Source organism: Sphingopyxis sp. HIX (assembly GCF_001468285.1).
In the GTDB taxonomy this organism is placed as follows: domain Bacteria; phylum Pseudomonadota; class Alphaproteobacteria; order Sphingomonadales; family Sphingomonadaceae; genus Sphingopyxis.
The window spans coordinates 98860-116224 of the sequence record NZ_LNSB01000008.1 but is presented as its reverse complement, the minus strand read 5'-3'; the positions used below and the strand labels follow the sequence as shown (position 1 = coordinate 116224).

Annotated in this window: 13 protein-coding genes; 4 read left to right on the top strand and 9 right to left on the bottom strand. The window is 70.7% G+C overall.

Annotated features, from left to right (window positions below; genetic code table 11):
- Positions 1-96 precede the first annotated feature (96 nt).
- Together ATE62_RS05895 and ATE62_RS05890 are read right to left on the bottom strand one after the other, a co-directional pair.
- On the bottom strand, positions 97-744 hold the full coding sequence (locus ATE62_RS05895; protein WP_058818458.1) for a hypothetical protein: 648 nt from the start codon (positions 742-744) through the stop codon (positions 97-99).
- Between the two features lie 8 nt (positions 745-752).
- Positions 753-965, bottom strand: a complete 213-nt coding sequence (locus tag ATE62_RS05890) for a helix-turn-helix transcriptional regulator (RefSeq protein WP_058808730.1) — start codon at positions 963-965, stop codon at positions 753-755.
- Positions 966-1100: 135 nt separating this feature from the next.
- Between ATE62_RS05890 and ATE62_RS05885 the strand changes: the two genes are divergently transcribed.
- From ATE62_RS05885 to argJ, 4 genes are all read left to right on the top strand, one after another.
- Complete coding sequence (locus ATE62_RS05885) at positions 1101-1619, top strand: hypothetical protein (RefSeq protein ID WP_156420582.1); 519 nt, start codon at positions 1101-1103, stop codon at positions 1617-1619.
- A 63-nt stretch (positions 1620-1682) separates the two neighbouring features.
- On the top strand, positions 1683-3008 hold the full coding sequence (locus ATE62_RS05880; protein ID WP_058808728.1) for a M20/M25/M40 family metallo-hydrolase: 1326 nt from the start codon (positions 1683-1685) through the stop codon (positions 3006-3008).
- 98 nt (positions 3009-3106) lie between these two features.
- Positions 3107-4543: an aldehyde dehydrogenase family protein gene (locus tag ATE62_RS05875; RefSeq protein WP_058808727.1), complete on the top strand. Its 1437-nt coding sequence runs from the start codon at positions 3107-3109 to the stop codon at positions 4541-4543.
- Positions 4544-4719: 176 nt separating this feature from the next.
- Entirely contained in the window at positions 4720-5946 is a 1227-nt protein-coding gene (gene argJ / locus ATE62_RS05870; protein ID WP_058808738.1) for a bifunctional glutamate N-acetyltransferase/amino-acid acetyltransferase ArgJ, read from the top strand.
- Positions 5947-5979: 33 nt separating this feature from the next.
- Here the strand turns inward: argJ and trxA are convergent, their stop codons facing one another.
- From trxA to ATE62_RS05835, 7 genes are all read right to left on the bottom strand, one after another.
- A complete protein-coding gene (gene trxA, locus ATE62_RS05865; protein WP_058808726.1) occupies positions 5980-6300 on the bottom strand; it encodes a thioredoxin TrxA in 321 nt (106 codons plus the stop codon).
- Positions 6301-6363: 63 nt separating this feature from the next.
- Positions 6364-9810: a double-strand break repair helicase AddA gene (addA, locus tag ATE62_RS05860; RefSeq protein ID WP_058808725.1), complete on the bottom strand. Its 3447-nt coding sequence runs from the start codon at positions 9808-9810 to the stop codon at positions 6364-6366.
- Positions 9807-12779, bottom strand: coding sequence for a double-strand break repair protein AddB (addB, locus tag ATE62_RS05855; RefSeq protein ID WP_058808724.1), 2973 nt, complete (start codon positions 12777-12779; stop codon positions 9807-9809). The genes addA and addB overlap by 4 nt, the downstream gene beginning before the upstream one ends.
- A complete protein-coding gene (locus ATE62_RS05850) occupies positions 12772-13491 on the bottom strand; it encodes a nucleotidyltransferase family protein (RefSeq protein ID WP_058808723.1) in 720 nt (239 codons plus the stop codon). Before ATE62_RS05850 ends, addB begins: the two co-directional genes overlap by 8 nt.
- Positions 13488-14483 (bottom strand): aminoglycoside phosphotransferase family protein, encoded by a 996-nt coding sequence (locus ATE62_RS05845; RefSeq protein ID WP_443028853.1) that lies wholly within the window; start codon positions 14481-14483, stop codon positions 13488-13490. Before ATE62_RS05845 ends, ATE62_RS05850 begins: the two co-directional genes overlap by 4 nt.
- Complete coding sequence (gene tsaE / locus ATE62_RS05840) at positions 14468-14920, bottom strand: tRNA (adenosine(37)-N6)-threonylcarbamoyltransferase complex ATPase subunit type 1 TsaE (RefSeq protein WP_058808722.1); 453 nt, start codon at positions 14918-14920, stop codon at positions 14468-14470. Before tsaE ends, ATE62_RS05845 begins: the two co-directional genes overlap by 16 nt.
- Complete coding sequence (locus ATE62_RS05835) at positions 14917-17280, bottom strand: sensor histidine kinase (protein ID WP_058808721.1); 2364 nt, start codon at positions 17278-17280, stop codon at positions 14917-14919. Before ATE62_RS05835 ends, tsaE begins: the two co-directional genes overlap by 4 nt.
- Between the last annotated feature and the right edge of the window lie 85 nt (positions 17281-17365).

Sequence of the window (17365 nt, the reverse complement as noted above, 5' to 3'; positions counted from 1 at the left end):
CCTCCACCACCCTGCGGGTGGTCCCCCTCCCCACGGCTTCGCCGCAGGGAGGATTAGAATGACCGCTCCCGCCCGAAAGCGGACGTGTTCACAAAACTAGCGCACCATCATCCCGCGCTTGGCGACCGCGACGAAGCTGCCCGCGATCAGCGAAATCGCGAGCACAGCGATGACGTCGAGCGACGCGAGCGGCGCATTATAGCCGAGCGCGTCGAAGGCGGCCCAGGGTAGCAGCACCGCACCCGCGATCAGGAAGGCCCAGGACGCCCCCTCCAGCCCCAGCTGGCGGTCAAACTCGTCATAGGAGCGCATCCAGTAATAGGAGAGCAGGCTCACGATCATCAGCACCGCGAGCGCCGCCAACGATACCTCCGGCGCGACGATCCCCGCGGCAAAGTCGGGCGTCCGCGCCAGCGCGAGCGACACCAAAGTCACCCCGATCCAGCCCATGTAGAGCGCCGAACGGAGCAGCTTCGGCCGGTCCTCGACCAGTTCCTCGGCATCGCCGACGTTGAGCACCTTTGCCCCGGCGCGCGGCGCGGCGAGCCCGAAACCGACCATCGCGCCGACCAGCAGGAATACCAGTCCGATGCCGCCGAGTATGATCCGCGACGGTCCCATCGCCGCGAGCAGTCCCTCGCCCACCCCCCACAGCGCGAGCGACACCGTGCCCGCGCCGACCGCGGCGCCGATCAGCGCGCTGACCCCGGCCTTCTTCCACTTGCGCTTGCGTTCGTCGGTCATGGCGGCACTCATCCTTCGTCCTCCGGCTTCCAGTCGTCGATAAACAGCTCGCGCACCTCGAGCCCGAACAGGCCGGCCATGCGCAGCGCGAGCGGCAGGCTGGGGTCGTATTTGTCGGTTTCGACCGCGTTGATCGTCTGCCGCGAGACGCGCAGCCGGCGCGCCAGCTCGCCCTGGCTCCACCCCGCCGCCTCGCGATATTCGCGCACCCGGTTCTCCAACCTTCGCTCCCTTGCCTGTCAAGAGCTCTTTACAATCCGACCATCGCACTGTCAAACATTCTTTACACCCTGCGCTTACCCTTTCGTAAGCCCACCGCGCTATGACGACGGCGATCAAAATGGGGGATATGGGCAATGATCAGGAAAGTAATGACGATCGCGGCGGCACTGCTGCTCGCGGGCTGCGGTTCGGGCGTGAGCGAGCTGGTCAGCCAGACCAAGACCGTCGCGGCACCGCGCGAAGAGGTGTTCGCCAAGATGTTCGGCGACGATCAGCAGACCGACCTGCCGCTGGTCACCAACGGCGGCTCGACGCGGCTCTACGAACTGGTGATCGATAAGGACGATCCCGAATGGGCAGCCGTGGCGCCCAAGGAGCGCCCCGAGGCCTATAAGGTCAAATTCGCCGTCGCGATGGAAATCCCGCGCGAGACGCACATTCTCTACAGCGTCGACGACGGCGCGCTGTCGACCGGCCTCAAATTCACCTTCGAGGAACTGGCGGCCGACAAGACGCGCGTCGCCTTCACCGTCGACGAGACGAGCGGCCACGACACCAAGGGGCTGACCGTCAACAAGCTCAAGATGCACGCGATCGCGCGCCAGGCGCTGAACAAGCTCGACGATTTCGACGAGGTGAAGGAACCCGCCTGACGCGGGCTTGCGGCGCGCGGGATCGCGCGCCACTATGCGGGCTCCCCCTCAGGAGCGCATTCCATGAAATCGTTGCCGCTTGCCGCCGCTCTCGCCGCCGTGCTGATGCTCGCCCCCGCGGCAGAGGCCAAATTGTCGAAGGCCGAAGCGGCGATGGCGAAGACGGTCACCGCCGAGCAGGAGCGCTCGATCGCGCTGCTCGAAAAGCTCGTCAACCAGAACAGCGGGTCGCTCAACCTCGCGGATGTCGAAAAGGTCGGCGCGATGATGCGCGCCGAACTCGAGCCGCTGGGTTTCCAGGTGATATGGAAGCCGATGCCCGAGACGGGGCGCGCCGGGCACCTGATCGCGGTGCACAAGGGCAAACCCGATGCCAAACGACTCTTGCTCATCGCGCATCTCGACACCGTCTTCGAACCCGACTCGCCGTTCCAGACCTTCGTCCGCAAGGGCGACAAGGGGGAGGGGCCCGGCGCGGGCGACGACAAGGGCGGCATGGTCGTCATCGTCGCGGCGCTGCGCGCGATGCAGGCGGCGGGCACGCTGAAGGACGCGAATATCGAGATCCACATGACCGGCGACGAGGAAGACGCCGGCAACCCGATCGAGAAGGCGCGCGCCGACCTGATCGACGCGGGCAAGCGCAGCGACGTCGCGCTCGATTTCGAGGGGCTGGTGCGCGACGGTCCAGGAGAATCGGGGGGCGCCGACATGGGATCGGTCGCGCGCCGCTCGTCGGACAGCTGGACCATCACCGCGACCGGCAAATCGGCGCACAGCTCGGGCATTTTCAGCGCCGCGGCGGGCGACGGCGCGATCTACGAGCTCACGCGCATCATCCACCGTTTCCGCACCGAGCTGCCCGAGCCCAACCTCACCTTCAACGTCGGGCTGATCGCGGGCGGGCAGCAGGCCGAACTCGATGCCGGCGGCATCCGCGCGACCGCCAGCGGCAAGACCAATATCATCGCGCCGGTCGCGGTCGCGCGCGGCGACCTGCGCGCATTGTCCCCCGAACAGATCGAGCGGGTGAAGGCGAAGATGGCGGCAATCGTCGCCGAACACGCCCCCGGCACCGGCGCGACGCTGAGCTTCGACCCCGGCGGCTATCCCTCGATGGCACCCACCGACGGCAACCGCGCGCTGCTCGCCAGGCTCAACGGCGTGAACCGCGACCTCGGGCTCGCCGAAATGGCCCCGCTCGATCCGCTGAAACGCGGCGCGGGCGACATCAGCTTCGTCGCCGCCGATGTCGACGGACTCGCGGGGCTCGGCCCCTATTCGACCGGCGACCATGCGCCCGGCGAAGCGGTCGACCTGCCAAGCATCACCCGTCAGGCAACGCGCGCCGCCATATTGATGTCACGGCTCGCTGCTGAAAAGCGCTGAGACCGGCGAATATAACGCCCGGCCGCGCTTGATTCATTCGCCGCCATGATTAGGTAGCAATCCGATACGTATCCGGAACCGCCGATGGGAGAGAGAAAATGAGCAGCTTCGAAACGCACCTGAAACAAAATTACATCGGCGGCCAGTGGGTCGACAGCCAGGGCGGCAAGGAACATGCCGTGATCAGCCCCTCGACCGAGGAAGCCGCGAGCACGATCGTGCTCGGCACTGCGGCCGACGTCGACGCCGCGGTCGCGGCCGCGAAAGAAGCCTTCAAGACCTTTTCGCAGACCACGCGCGAGGAACGGCTCGAACTGCTCGGCCGCATCGTCGAGGAATATAAGAAGCGCATCCCCGACCTCGCGAAATCGATGGCCGCCGAGATGGGCGCGCCGGTCAGCTTCGCGGCCGCCGCGCAGGCGCCCGCCGGGCTCGGCGGTTTCTTCGGCACGATCGCGGCGCTCAAGGATTTCCAGTTCACCGAACAGCATGGCGCCAACACCATCGTCTACGAGCCGATCGGCGTCGTCGGCATGATCACCCCGTGGAACTGGCCGCTCAACCAGATCGCGCTGAAGGTCGCCCCCGCGCTCGCGGGCGGCAATACGATGGTGCTGAAACCCAGCGAAGAATGCCCCGGCAATGCGACGATCTTCGCCGAAATCCTCGACGCGGCGGGCGTGCCGCCGGGCGTGTTCAACCTCGTGCAGGGCGACGGCCCGACCGTCGGCAACGCGATCAGCTCGCACCCCGGCATCGAAATGGTGAGCTTCACCGGATCGACCCGCGCCGGCATCCTCGTCGCCAAGGCGGCGGCCGACACGGTCAAGCGCGTCCATCAGGAACTGGGCGGCAAGTCGCCGAACATCGTGCTGCCGGGCGCCGACCTCGCCGCTGTGCTGCCCCCGACGGTGTCGGGCGTGCTGGTCAACACCGGGCAGAGCTGCATCGCCCCGACGCGCATCCTGGTCCAGAAGGACGAGGCAGAGGCGGCGGTCGGCGTGATCAAGGCGATGTTCGACGGCACGCAGGTGGGCGATCCGCTCGCCGAAGGCGCGCATATCGGCCCGGTGGTCAACAAGGCGCAGTTCGACAAGATTCAGGGCCTGATCCAGTCGGCGATCGACGAGGGCGCGACGCTCGAGACTGGCGGCACCGGCCTGCCCGCGAATGTCAACCGCGGCTATTATATCAAGCCCACCGTCTTCTCGGGCGTCACTCCCGACATGCGCATCGCCAAGGAAGAAGTGTTCGGCCCCGTCGCGACGGTCATGGCCTACGACACGCTCGACGAAGCGGTCGCGGTCGCCAACGACACCGAATATGGCCTGTCGGCGGTGATCTCGGGCGACCCGTCCGAAGCGGCGAAAGTCGCGCCGAAGCTGCGCGCGGGCATGGTCGCGGTGAACAATTGGGGGCCCGCCCCGGGCGCGCCCTTCGGCGGCTACAAAGCGTCGGGCAATGGCCGCGAGGGCGGGCTGTTCGGGCTCAAGGACTTCATGGAGGTCAAGGCGATCAGCGGCATTCCGGCCTGACGCTATTTAGCTCGTCACCCCGGACTTGGTCCGGGGTTCCGCTTCTCCGCTACGGCAGGAGCAGCGGGACCCCGGGTCGGGCCTGGGGTGACGAATTAACAAGACGTGCACACAGGCCCCTCCCTTGCCGGGAGGGGTTTTGCTTTGGGCCGTTAGAGATTATGCGCACCCTCATCATGACGACCCGCTCCCCGCTTGCCCCCGCCGCCTTCCCTGCGCTTCCCGCCATCGCCGGCGTCACGCTCCGCGTCGCGCGCGCGCGCTACAAGGAATGGGACCGCTGCGACCTCACCTATGCCGAACTCGCCCCCGGCACCGCGGTCGCGGGCGTGTTCACGCGCAACATCTGCTGCTCGTCCGAAGTCGAACTCGGCCGCGAGCAGGTAAGGGATGGCGCCGCGCGCGCGCTGATCGTCAATGCGGGCAACAGCAACGCTTTCACCGGCTATCGCGGGCGCGAGGCCGTCGAGCAGATCATGGATCAGGTCGCGGACCACCTCGGCTGCGCGCGGGACGACGTCTTCGTGAGCTCGACCGGCGTGATCGGCGTGCCGCTGCCCAAGGACAAGGCGCGCGCCGGGGTCGAAGCCGCGCTCACCGCCGCGCCCTGTTCGTGGGAGGCGGCGGCCGAGACCATCGGCACCACCGACACCTTCGCCAAGGGATCGGGCGCGAGCGCGGTGATCGGCGAGCGCACGGTGCAGGTCGCGGGAATCGTCAAGGGATCGGGCATGATCGCGCCCGACATGGCGACGATGCTCGGCTATATCTTCACCGACGCCGCGGTCGCGCCGGCGCTGCTGCAGGCGATGCTCACCGAAGCGACGGGGGGCAGCTTCAACAGCATCACCGTCGACAGCGACACCTCGACCAGCGACACCGTGCTGCTCTTCGCGACCGGACAGGCGGGCAATCCGGTCCTCGAATCGTGGGACGACGTCGGCGCCGACGCGCTTTACGCGGCGATCCGCCAGGTCTCGCTCGACCTCGCGCACCAGGTCGTGCGCGACGGCGAGGGCGCGTCGAAGTTCATCGAAATCCAGGTGACCGGTGCCGCCGACGACCACAGCGCCAAGCGAGTCGCGCTCGCCATCGCCAATTCGCCGCTCGTGAAGACCGCGATCGCGGGCGAGGACGCGAACTGGGGCCGCGTCGTGATGGCAGTGGGCAAGGCGGGCGAACCCGCCGACCGCGACCGCCTCGCGATCCGCTTCGGCGACCATTGGGTCGCGAAGCAGGGCCTGCCCGTCGACGGCTATGACGAGGCGCCGGTCGCCGCGCATCTCAAAGGGCTCGAGGTGCGCATCGGCGCGGACCTCGGCCTCGGCGACGGCCGCGCGACCGTGTGGACCTGCGACCTGACCCACGGCTATATCAGCATCAACGCCGACTATCGGAGCTGAGCGAACCCCGGCTCTCGCCGGGGTCCAGCCAGATTACAGCGCGCTTTCGAGCCAGCCCTTGAGCGCGCTCTTGGGCGCGGCGCCGACCTTGGTGTCGGCGATCTCGCCGTTCTTGAACAGGATCATCGTCGGGATCCCGCGCACGCCATACTTGCCCGGCGCTTCGGGATGGTCGTCGATGTTGATCTTGGCGATCACCACCTTGCCCGCCAGTTCGTCCGAAATCTCTTCGAGCGCGGGGCCGATCATCTTGCACGGACCGCACCATTCGGCCCAGAAATCGACGAGGACGGGGGTGTCGCTGTCGAGGACGTCGCTCTGGAAGCTGGCGTCGGTAATCGCTTTGGTACCCATATAAGGTCTCCTGAAATTCTGCTTGGCTCCAAGCTAGGCAGTCGGCGCGTCCGGCTCAAGTCCTCAACCCGGCAAATTCGCCTTGGTTGCCAGCAAGCCGGGCTTGTGCGGCGCCAATAAGTCATCGCCCAGCACGATCAGTTTGGGCGCGGCGGTGTAGAGCAAGGCCGCCGCGATCCGCCGCCCAGGGAAGATGGCGGCGAGCGCGTCGCGGTAGGCCGCCATCTGCCTGAGATACGCCGGGGCGACCTCTTCGGCCGACGCGGGGACATGCCGCCCGGTCTTGTAGTCGATTACCGTCACCGCCTCGTCCGTCACCAGCAGCCGGTCGACGATCCCCGCGACGACGACGCCGTCGACCACCGCCGACAATGGCACCTCGGCGAGGCTGCCCGGACCGAACAGCGCGGCATGCGCCGGGTCATCGATCACCGCCAGCACCTCGCCCACCATCGCCTCGCGCGCGCCCTCGCCCAGCGCCGGAGCCTGCGCGCCGAGCCAGTGCAGCGCCGCCGTGCGCCGCCGCGCGGGCGCGACCGGCGGCAGCCGCTCGAACAGCGCGTGGAGCAGCAGCCCGCGCTCGACCGCGGCGACGCGCGGGGCGCCCTGCGGCGCGACCGCGACATCGTCGTCGCCGAGCGACGAGGGTGCGAGCGGGCGCGGCGGGCGCGCTTCCTCGGGCGCGGGCGCCAGCGCCCATGACGGCAGCACCAGCGGCGGCGGCACGGCGCGCGCGGCCTTTTCCTTCTTCGCCCATTTGCCGGCATTGGCGCGGTGGACTAGGCGGCGGCTCCACATCGGCCCCGCCGCCTCCCAATCGAGCCCCATGCCGGTCAGCGCCGCGTCGGCGGCGGCGTGCCAGCTCGCCTCGGGTACGCTGCGGTCGGCCTTCTTCGTCACCCCCGCGACGACGAGTATCTCCTCGGCGCGCGTCATCGCGACGTAGAAAAGCCGCCAATGCTCCTCCGACGCCGCCTTCGCCGCCGCATCATAGGCCGCGGCGAGCGCGCCGTGGCGCTCGTCGGCGGGCACCGCGAAGACGGGCAATTTCTCCCACCCCGCGACGTCGACGCTGAACGGGCGATGCCCGATCGCGGCGTCGTCGGTCGCGTCGGCGAGGATGACGATCGGCGCCTGCAGCCCTTTCGACCCATGCACCGTCATCACGCGCACGACGTCGCTGCGCGCCTCGGTCTGGCGCTTGATGTCGGCGGCGCTGCCCTCGACCTGCGTCACGAAGCCGAGCAGCGACACCGTCTCGCGCGCCTCGAACGCCAGCGCCTGGTTCAGCAGTTCGTCGATCGGGTCGCGCGCCTCGCGCCCCAGCCGCGCGTAAAGCTTGCGCCGCCCGTCGATCGGTCCCGACAGCAGCGTTTCGAGGAAGCGGAAGGGCGTCGTATAATCGGCCATGCCGAGCAGCGTCCGCAGCGCCGCCATCGTCGCGGCGGGCACCGCCGCCTCGTTCCCGCGCAGATGCGCCCAGATCGGCGTCCGCCCGCGCGCCTTCGTCAGCGCGTAGAGTTCGTCCTGCGACCAGCCGATCAGCGGCGAGACGAGCAGCGCCGCGAGGTTGAGGTCGTCGAGCGGCTGCACCGCGAAGCGCATCGCCGCCATCAAATCCTGCACGGCGAGCGGCTGGGTCAGCGCGAAGCGGTCGACGCCCGCGACGGGGACGTGCAGCGCCTGCAGCCGCGCGACGATCCGCGCCGCGAGGTCGCGGCGGCGGCGCACCAGGATCATCACGTCGCCGGGTGCGACGGGCCGGCCGTCCTTGCCATGGTCGATCCAGTGCCGCACCTCGCCCGCGATCGCGCGCGCCAGCCGCATGCTCGCCGGGTCCGACGCGGGCGCGCTCGCATCGGCAGCGCCCTCCTCCTCGCCCGCATCCTCGGCCGCGGCGTCGAGCGCCTTGCCCACCGGCAGCGGTTCCCACAGCTCGACCTGCCCGGCATGGGCTTCGCGATACGGGCGGTGCAGCGGCTCGCTGCCGTCCAGTCCCATCGCCGCGGTGCCGCCCGCCGCCAGCCAGGCGTCGACGACCGCCAGCACCGCGGGGGTCGAGCGATAGTTGGAGACGAGGTCGACCTGCCGGAAATCCTGCCCCGCCTGTTCGCCCAAGGCATGGAACAGGTCGCGCGCGGCCGCAAAGGCCTTGGGCTCGGTGCCCTGGAACCCGAAGATCGCCTGCTTGCGGTCGCCGACGGTGAACAATGTCCGCGCGCGTTCGGCATCGGTGCCGTGCACCGCGAAAAATTCCTCGGCGAGCGAGAGCACGATCCCCCACTGGCGCATATTGGTGTCCTGCGCCTCGTCGACCAATATATGGTCGGTGCGCTGGTCGAGCTTGAAGCGCACCCATTCGCCGAAGCTGCTGACGCGCAGCAGCGAGCCCGCGAGCGTGATCAGGTCGTCGAAATCGGCGAGCCCCTTCTCGCGCTTCGCCAGCGCATAGCCCTCGGCGAAGCGGCTGCCGAGTTTCCACGCCGCGGCCAGCTCGTCGGCGACGCGCATCGCCGCCGCGGTACCGCGGAGCGCGCTCGCCGCCTCGACGATCCGCACGGCGCTGTCGACGCAGTCGGTCATCCGCCCCTTGTCCCCCGCGAAGTCGGCGCGAAGTTCGCCCTTGCCGGTCAGGAAAGCGCCGAGCAGTTCGTCCAGCATGCCGGCGCGCACCGCGGCATCGGCCATCAGCCAGCCGATCATCCGGTCCGAACAGGCTTCGCCGGTCTTGGTCCCCCAGTTGGCGCCGCTCGTCGCGACCGCGCGGATGTCGGCGTCGGCGACCGCGCCCGCGGCGAGTTCGCCCGCGAGCCAGGTGTCGGGATCGCCGCCCGGCAGGCCGAACGCCGTGCGCAAATCGTGCGCCGCGGGGGGCAGCGACGCGCGCGGCCCGCCGAAGACGCTCGCGCAGCCCGACAAGAAGGACAGCGCCGCCTCGGGGCCCAGCCGCCGCGACAGGTTCGCCGCGGCCGCGCGCAATGCGTCGCGCTCGCCCCCGGGCGCGTCCAACAGGTCGCCGAGCACCTGCCGCTGCAGCGCCGCGGCCTCATCCTCCTCGATCGGGCGAAAGCCCGGGAGCAATTTCGCCTCGAGCGGGAAGCTCGCAAGCAGGGTCTGGCAGAAGCTGTGGATCGTCTGGACGCGGATGGCGCCGCCCGGGCTGTCGATCACCGTCGCGAACAAGGCGCGTGCGCGCGCCATCAGCCCCGGCGCCTGCCAGTCGAGCCCGAGCGCGTGGAGGTCAAGCCGCAAATCGCCGTCGCTCATCCGTACCCAGGCGGCGAGCCGTTCGTGGATGCGGTGCGCCATCTCGGCCGCGCCCGCCTTGGTGAAGGTGATGCACAGGATCGCCTCGGGCGCCTCGCCGCCCAGCATCAGCCGCAGCACGCGCGCCGACAGCACCTGCGTCTTGCCGGTGCCCGCCGACGCGCCGAGCCACACATGATGCGCGGGATCGGCGGCGGCGCCCTGCCGCGGGTCGAGCGTCGCGAGGGTCGCGGGGCCGCTCACGCGCCCTCCTCGCCGCGCCCGAACCATTCGTCGCGGCGCATCAGCTGGTCGTAGTCGCCATAACCCGTCGCCTCGCCGGGGACGAAGGGCGCGTCGCCGAACAGATATTTCGCCGCGAACTCGGTCAGCGCGTCGGCGGCATGGTCGATGGCCGCCTCGGCGCTCTTGAGCTCGCTGCGCGGGCCGTAGCTATTGCTGATCTTCCCGGCGCCGTCGGCGCGGCGGTCGGGCCGCAGGCTCCAATATTCGAGCGCGCCGACCGCAGCGGCATCGATCCCCGCCATGGCACCTTCGCGCGCGAGCAGCCCGAGCAGCCCGAGTTGGTTGTCGAGCTTGTCGGCCGCCGCCTTGGCGCTCGGCGCGCCGCCGGTCTTGTAGTCGACGATCGCGAGGCTGCCGTCCGCCAGCCGGTCGACGCGGTCGGCCTTGCCGTGCAGCGTCAGCCCGTCCGCCGTGCGCTCGCCGCGGATTTCGACACCCAGCGCTTCGCGCCCTTCGGCATCGACCAGCTGCGCCGCCGCCCAGCGCAGCGCGGGCTCGATCCGCGGCAACCAGAAAGCGCGCGCGATCGCGTCGAGCGCGGGGTCGTCGGCGAGCGCCTCGAGCTCGGTCTCGAACGCCGCGGGGGTCGCGCCCGCACGCACCCATTGTTCGAACAACAGATGCACCCGCGTCCCGCGCCAGCGCGGATCGGGCGCGGCGCTCAGCGGCGCGAGCGCCGACAGGCCGAGCATCTGGTTCGCATAATAAGAGTAAGGGTCGCGCGCGAGCCGGTCGACGCCGGTGACGCTGATCCGGCGCGGCCGCTCGCCAGCGGGCGGCTGCGGCGCGGGGCGCAGTTCGGGGCTCGGGTCGCCCGGCGGCACGTCGAGCATCGCCGCGAGCCGCGTCACCGGCACGCCGCCCGGCGCCGGTTCGGGCAGTTCGCCCGCGAGCGCGGTCAGCCGCAGCCAGAAGCGCGAGGCGACCGCGGGGTCGCCGCCACCGCGCAAGGCGCGCGTCACGACGATCTCGCCCGCGCCGAGCGCGCCGGCAAAATCATGCGCCGCCATGCCCTGCTGCCGCTCGGGCGCGGGCAGGCCGAGCTGCTTGCGGATGCCCGGCGCGAGCCAGGGATCGGGCTGCGTCGCCGCGGGCCAGCGCCCCTCGTCGAGCCCGCCGAGGATCATCAGCCCGGCGCGCTGCAGCCGCGCCTCGAGCAGGCCCCAGATGAACAGCCGCGGATGCCCGCCATAAGGCGGCCGCACGCTCTCGCCGCCCAGCAATTGCGCCAGCATCGCGGGGAAGTCTGCGGGGTCGACCAGCGCCGGCCCGGCACCTTCGGCGAGCGCCCATTGGTCGAAAAGCCCCGACAGCGCGCGTCCCGTCGGGCCCGCCCAGGCGGCCTCGCCCGTCAGCCATTCGAGCCCCGCCTGCAGCGCGCCGAGGAGCAAGGCGGGCGGCGCGGGGGCCGCAAAAGGCGCGAGCGCCGCGCCGAGCGCTGCCGCCAGCTCGTCCCACCAGGGCGCGAGATCCTCGGCCATAGCGCGCTCGCGCTTATGCTCGCTCGCGCCCCAGTCGGCGATGCGCGCGCGCACGCCATCCCAGCCGGGTTCGAGCCCCGGATCGCGCAGCAGCAGGTCGAGCGCGCGCAGCCGGTCGAGCCAGGCGAAACGCCCCTCGCCCTTGCGGACGAGCGGGTGGCCGAGCAGCGCGACCAGCGCGACCGGATCAAACCCCGCCGCCAGTTCGGCGAGGAGCAGCAGCAGGGTGCCCGGCGGCGTGCGCGCCAAGGGCTGGCCCGCGCTGTCGTCGACCGCAATGCCCCAGCGCGCGAGCGCGGCGGCGACGCGTTCGGCGAGCGCGCGGTCGGGGGTCACCAACGCGGCGGTGCGCCCCGGCGTCTCGAGCGCCTCGCGCATCAACAGCGCGATCCCCTGCGCCTCCTGCCCGTCGTCGGCGAAGACCGCGCCCGAAATCCCCGCGGTCGCCGCCGACAGGTCGCCGGGCGCCTGCCACCGGGCGGTGAATTCGGCGGGGGCGAAGAGCAGCGACACGAAGGGCGCGCGCGCGTCGGGGCCGTCGAAGGGCGAGGCGGCGGCCCACTCGGCGACCTCGCCGCGCGCGGCACCCATGCGATCGAGCAGCAGTTTCAAATGATATTGCGGGTGCGTTTCGAGCGGGCGTCCGGGCGTGTCGGCATCGCGCCGCACCGGCCCCAGCGCCTCCCATTCGGCGTCGCCCATGCTCCGGTCGAGCCCGGGCAGCACGACCATGCCACGGTCCATGTCGGCGACCGCGCGCAGCAGCCGCGCGATCGCCGGCGCGGCGGTGGTGATCCCCGCCGCGACCACGAAGCGCGCGGGGGGTGCGGCGCGCCAGCCCTCGGTCACCCGGTCCAGCAGCTTGTTGCGCCGCGCGGCGCGGTCGATGCGCCCCGTTGCCGCGAGCGCGGCGGGCCAATGGTCGACGAGCAGCCGCAGCCGGCCGAGCGAGGCGCGCCAATGGTCGGCAAAGGCGCCGAGGTCGAGGTCGACCAGCGCCGGCACCGCGACCTCTTCATAATGGAGCTGGTCGATCACCCGCGCGAGCCCGTCGGCGAGCTGGAACGCCGCCGCGCCGCGGATCGGCTCCTCGTCCGCGGGGGTGTGCCGCTCGATCAGTTCGGCGAGCAGCAGGCGGCGGCGCAGCGGCTCGATCGCGGGGGGCAGCGCCCCGCTCTCGTCGATCGGGTCGAGCGCAAGCGCGACCGATTCGTCGAGGTCGGCGTCGCCGATCACCGCGAGCCGCGGCATCAGCAGGCCTTGTCCGCCCGCGCGCACGAACGCCGCCTGCACCGCGCTGCGCGCGCGGTTGCTCGGCAGCAGGATCAGCCCTTCGGCGAGCCCGAGCCCTCCATCGGCGAAACGCGCGATCAGCCCCGCGGCGAGCGCGTCGGAAAAGGCCCGCTGGACCGGGATCGAGAAGATGGTGGGTTTGGCGTCAGCCATCCGTCAGCGCGGCTTCGGTCGGTCCGATGCTCGCGGGAGTGCCGACGTCGAACCACTGCCCCATGTGCGACAGGCCGTACAGTCGCTCCGCCGCGATCGCGCGGTCCCAGAAGATGTTGGTCGAAAACGGTCCCTCGGGCGCATCGACGAGCAGCCGCCGCGACACGAGCTGGACCCCGGTGTAGACGAAGGGCGCGATCCGCCCGGGCTTGCGCCGCGACAGGCGCCCGACCGGGTCCATGTGGAAATCGCCGCGCCCGCCATGCCCCGTCGCGCTCGCCTGGCGGATCACCAGCAGCAGCGCGTCCATCCGCTCGCCGTCCCAGTGGCGCGCGAGCTGCCGGATGCTGTCCTGCGGCCCGTCGGTCCAGATATTGTCGCTGTTGACGATCAGGATCGGGTCGCCGGTCAGCTGCGGCAGCGCCTTCATCATCCCACCGCCGGTTTCGAGCAGCAGGGCGCGCTCGTCCGAAATCGCGATGGTGAAGCTGCGTTTCTGCGCCGCGAGATGCGCTTCGAGCGCGTCGGCGAGGTAATGGACGTTGACCACGACATGGCCAATCCCCGCCGCCTCGATCCGGTCGAGGCTGTGGTCGATCAGCGCCTTGCCCGCGACGCGTACCAGCGGCTTGGGGCGGGTGGCGGTCAGCGGGCGCATGCGCTTGCCGAGCCCGGCGGCCATCACCATCGCGCTTTCGATCTTCGCGGTCATGCGCGATAGTCTTCCCACGCCGCGGCGCGCTTGTCGGCGGGCACATTTTCGTCGAACCACGCCTTCACCGGCGCCAGCGCCGGATGCGCGAGGTCGCGTTCGAGCAGCCCCCACATGCGCGGCTGGAACTGGCGGTATCCGGGCTTGCCGTCGCGCTTCCACAGCCGCACGAACACCCCCAGGATGCGCGTGTTGCGCTGCGCCGCGAGCGCCCAGTACGCGCCTTCTATATCGGTCCCGGTGGCGCCCTGGTAACGCGCGAGCATCGCCGCCTCGACCGCCGGGGTCACGTCGCGCCGTGCGTCCTCGAGCACCGAGGCGAGGTCGTAGGCGGGGTGGCCGATCAGCGCGTCCTGGAAATCGAGCAGGCCGTAATGCGCGATGCCGTCCAGCCCCTCGACCAGCATGATATTTTCGGCATGGAAGTCGCGCAGCACAGTGACGCGCGGCAGGCGGTCGGTCTCGACCGGCAGCAGCGCCGCGTCCCACGCCGCGCGGAAAGCGTCGCGGTCGACCTCAAGCCCCAGAGCCGGGCAATACCAGTCGCTGAACAGCATCACCTCGTCGAGCCACTGCTCAAGCCCGTGCACCGGCAGCCCGTCCATCGGCGGCCGCGCGTGGAGGTGGACCAAGAGATCGGTGAGGCCCGCGTAATAAGCCTCTTCGCGGTGCAGCGCGGCGTCGACCGTCTCGCGCAGCCGCACGTCGCCGAAATCCTCGATCAGCAGCATCCCGCGGTCGAGGTCGCGCGCGAAGATCGTCGGCGCGTTGAGCCCCTGGTCGCAAAGAAATTCGGCGACCGCGATGAAGGGCCGCGGATCCTCCTCGGGCGGCGGCGCGTCCATCAGCACCGCACGGCGATCGCCGTCGACGATGCGGAAATAGCGGCGAAAGGAGGCGTCGCCCGCGAGCGGCAATATCTCGGCCCCGCCCCAGCCATGCGCGGCAAGGAAGGCGGGCGCATAAGCGGGCGGAATCATCGGAGCGGCCATCGGCTCCCCCAAGACGTCGGCACCGCGGCTGTCAAGACGCGCGCGTCGCCGCTCCCCGAAATCCGGATCGACAGCGCGCCGGGCCAGCCATCGGCGCCCAGCCGTTCGGGCCATTCGATCAAGAGCGCGCCGTCATAGAGATAGTCGTCGAGCCCGAGTTCGACCAGCTCCGCCTCGTCCTCGATCCGGTAGAGATCGACATGCGCTAGGGCCAAATCGACCTCGGGCGGCGCATAGGGCTGCACGATCGCGAAGGTCGGGCTCGGCGCCTCGCCCGCGAGCCCGCGCGCCTTGAGCATCGCGCGCGCCAGCGTCGTCTTGCCCGCGCCGAGGTCGCCCGCCAGCAGCACGACGTCGCCCGGCGCCAGTGCGGCGCCGATGGCCGCGCCGATGCGCTCGGCCTCGGCCAGCGTATAATCGCAGCGATAGTCGGTCATGCGCCGCGCGGCAGGCTCACGCGCACCAGCGTCCCCTGCCCCTTCTCGCTCATCACCTCCATCGTGCCGCGGTGCGCCGCGACGAGCTGGCGCGTGAGCGCTAGGCCGATGCCGCCGCTCTGCGTGCCCGCCTCCCGCCCCTTGGTCAGCGCGACGACCGCCTCGGGCAGCCCGGGGCCGTTGTCCGACACGATGATGTCGATCCCCTTCGCATCGCCCTCGGCGTGGAGCAGCACGCGGCCGCCCTTCTTGCGGTTCGGCGCCGTATAACGCACCGCATTGTCGAGCAGCCCCGCGACGAGCCGCGACAGCCGCGCGGCATCGCCCTGGATCGCGCCGAGCCCCGCCGAAATATTGCCGACCAGCTCGACGCCCTGGCTCGCCGCAAAGGGCCCCGCCTCGTCGAGCGCGCGCTGGAGCAGCCCGGCGACGTCGACCGGCGCCAGCTCGACCGCGAGCATGCCCGCCTCGCCCTGCGCGAGGTCGAGGACATTGTCGATCTGGCGCGAGAGCACCGCGACCGAATCCATGATCGCGTCGACATAGACGCGCTGCTGGTCGCCGAGCTTGCCCGCATAACCCGCCTGCAGCATCTCGCCGAAGCCGCCGATCGAGGTGAGCGGCGTGCGCAATTCGTAGCTCATCCGCGACAGGAATGCGGTCTTGACCTTGTCGGCCGCCTCGAGCGCTTCGTTGCGGTCGCGCAGCGCCGCCTCCATCTTCCGGTTGTCGCTGACGTCGAGCATGATCAGCAGCGCATTGCCGTCGGGCAGCGGGATCGCGGCGAAGTCGAAATGGCGCCCGTCGCGGAACAATATTTCGCCCGCGCGCTGGGTGCGCTCCATCGTCGCGGCGCGGATCACCTCCTGCACGATGCTGATCTGGTTGGGCTTGGCGAGCCGGTCGGCGAGCCCGCCCATCAGCGCATCGACGCGCGGATGCGCCGCCAGCGTCGGCTCGTCGACGCCCCACAGGCGGCGGAAGCGCTGGTTCCACAGGTGCAGCTTGCCGTCGGGCGCGAACACCGCGATCGCCTCGAACAGATTGTCGAAGGTCGCGGTGCGCACGCGCAGCAGCGTGTCGCGCGCGCCCGCGAGCTGGACCTGCTCGGTGCGGTCCTCGGCGATCAGCAGCAGCCCGCCGTCGGGGGTCGGCTGCGCCACGACGCGCAGATGCGTGCCGTCGCGCAGCAGCCAGTCCTCTTCATTGGCCTCGGCGCTGGCGAACCAGTCGACATGCGCCTGCCGCCATTCGGGATAGTCGCGCACCTCGGGAATCCGCCCCGTCTCGCGCCACGCGTCGAGCAGCCGCGCGAGCGGCGGCGCCTCGGCCACCCCGTCATTGTCGAGCTCGAACATCCGGCGGAACGGCTGGTTGGCAAAGACCAGCGCCTGCTCGCCGTCGAACTGCGCCACCGCCGCCGACAGCCGGTCGAGCAATTCGCGCTGGGTGTCGGCAAAGCGGCGGTGCGCCCCGCGCTCGCTCTCCAGCTCCTGCACGTCGATCGCATAGCCCGCGATGCCGATCGGCAGACCGCCCGCGGGGGCCAGCGGCACGTCGACGACGCGCATGATGCGCCGCTCGCCGGCGATAGTGACGGGCACGGTGCGCAGCTGCGCCGCCCCCGCGACGCGCGCCGCCTGCGCGGCCTCGGCGGCGCTGACCCCGGCGACGGGTTCGAGCAATTCGATCCCCTGCTCGATCACCGCCGCGGCGTTCGGCGCCTCGACGGCTTTCACATAGGCGAGGTTGACGAGCGCGAGGTCGAGCCGCGGGTCGCGGAACCACATCGGAAAGGGCGCGACCTCGATCAAACCGGACAAGGCATCGAACGCCGCCATCGCCTCGTCGCGCTCGCGCTTCAGCGCGAATTGCGAGGCGAGGCTGTCGGTGGCGTCGTCGAGCCACAAGAGGACGCTGCCCGCGCTGCCGATCGTCGCCGGCGCGGGGCCGCCATGGACCAGGATCGTGCGCGAGCCGCCCTGCGGGCGCAGCGTCATGGTGAAGGGCTTGGCGCCGCGCTGCGCGCCGAGGATCGCCTGGCGCAGCGCCTCATGCTCGCCCGCCTCGATACCCGCGCCCAATCCGCGCAGCTCGTCGAAATTGCGCGGGCCGCGTTCGAGCCCCAGCCAGCGGCCGAGCCGTTCGCTCGCCTCGATGCGCCAGTCGCCGCGCACCACGACGGGCAGATAGGGCGAGGCTTCGACCAGGCTCGCGAGCCGCTCGGTCTGCGCCGCGGCAAAGGCCGAGCGCCGCTGCATCGCGAGACCGCGCCCCGCGGCCCAGATGCCGAGCATCAGCCACAGCGCCGCAAAGCCGCCGAGCGCGAAGGTCAGGGTCGGGGACAGCGTGCCGCTCATCCTCCGTCACGCTCCCGCATTTCCGCCGCCGACGCCCGTGCCATGCCCGCCAGCCGTAAAGACGATGGAGTCATGTTTCAATCGC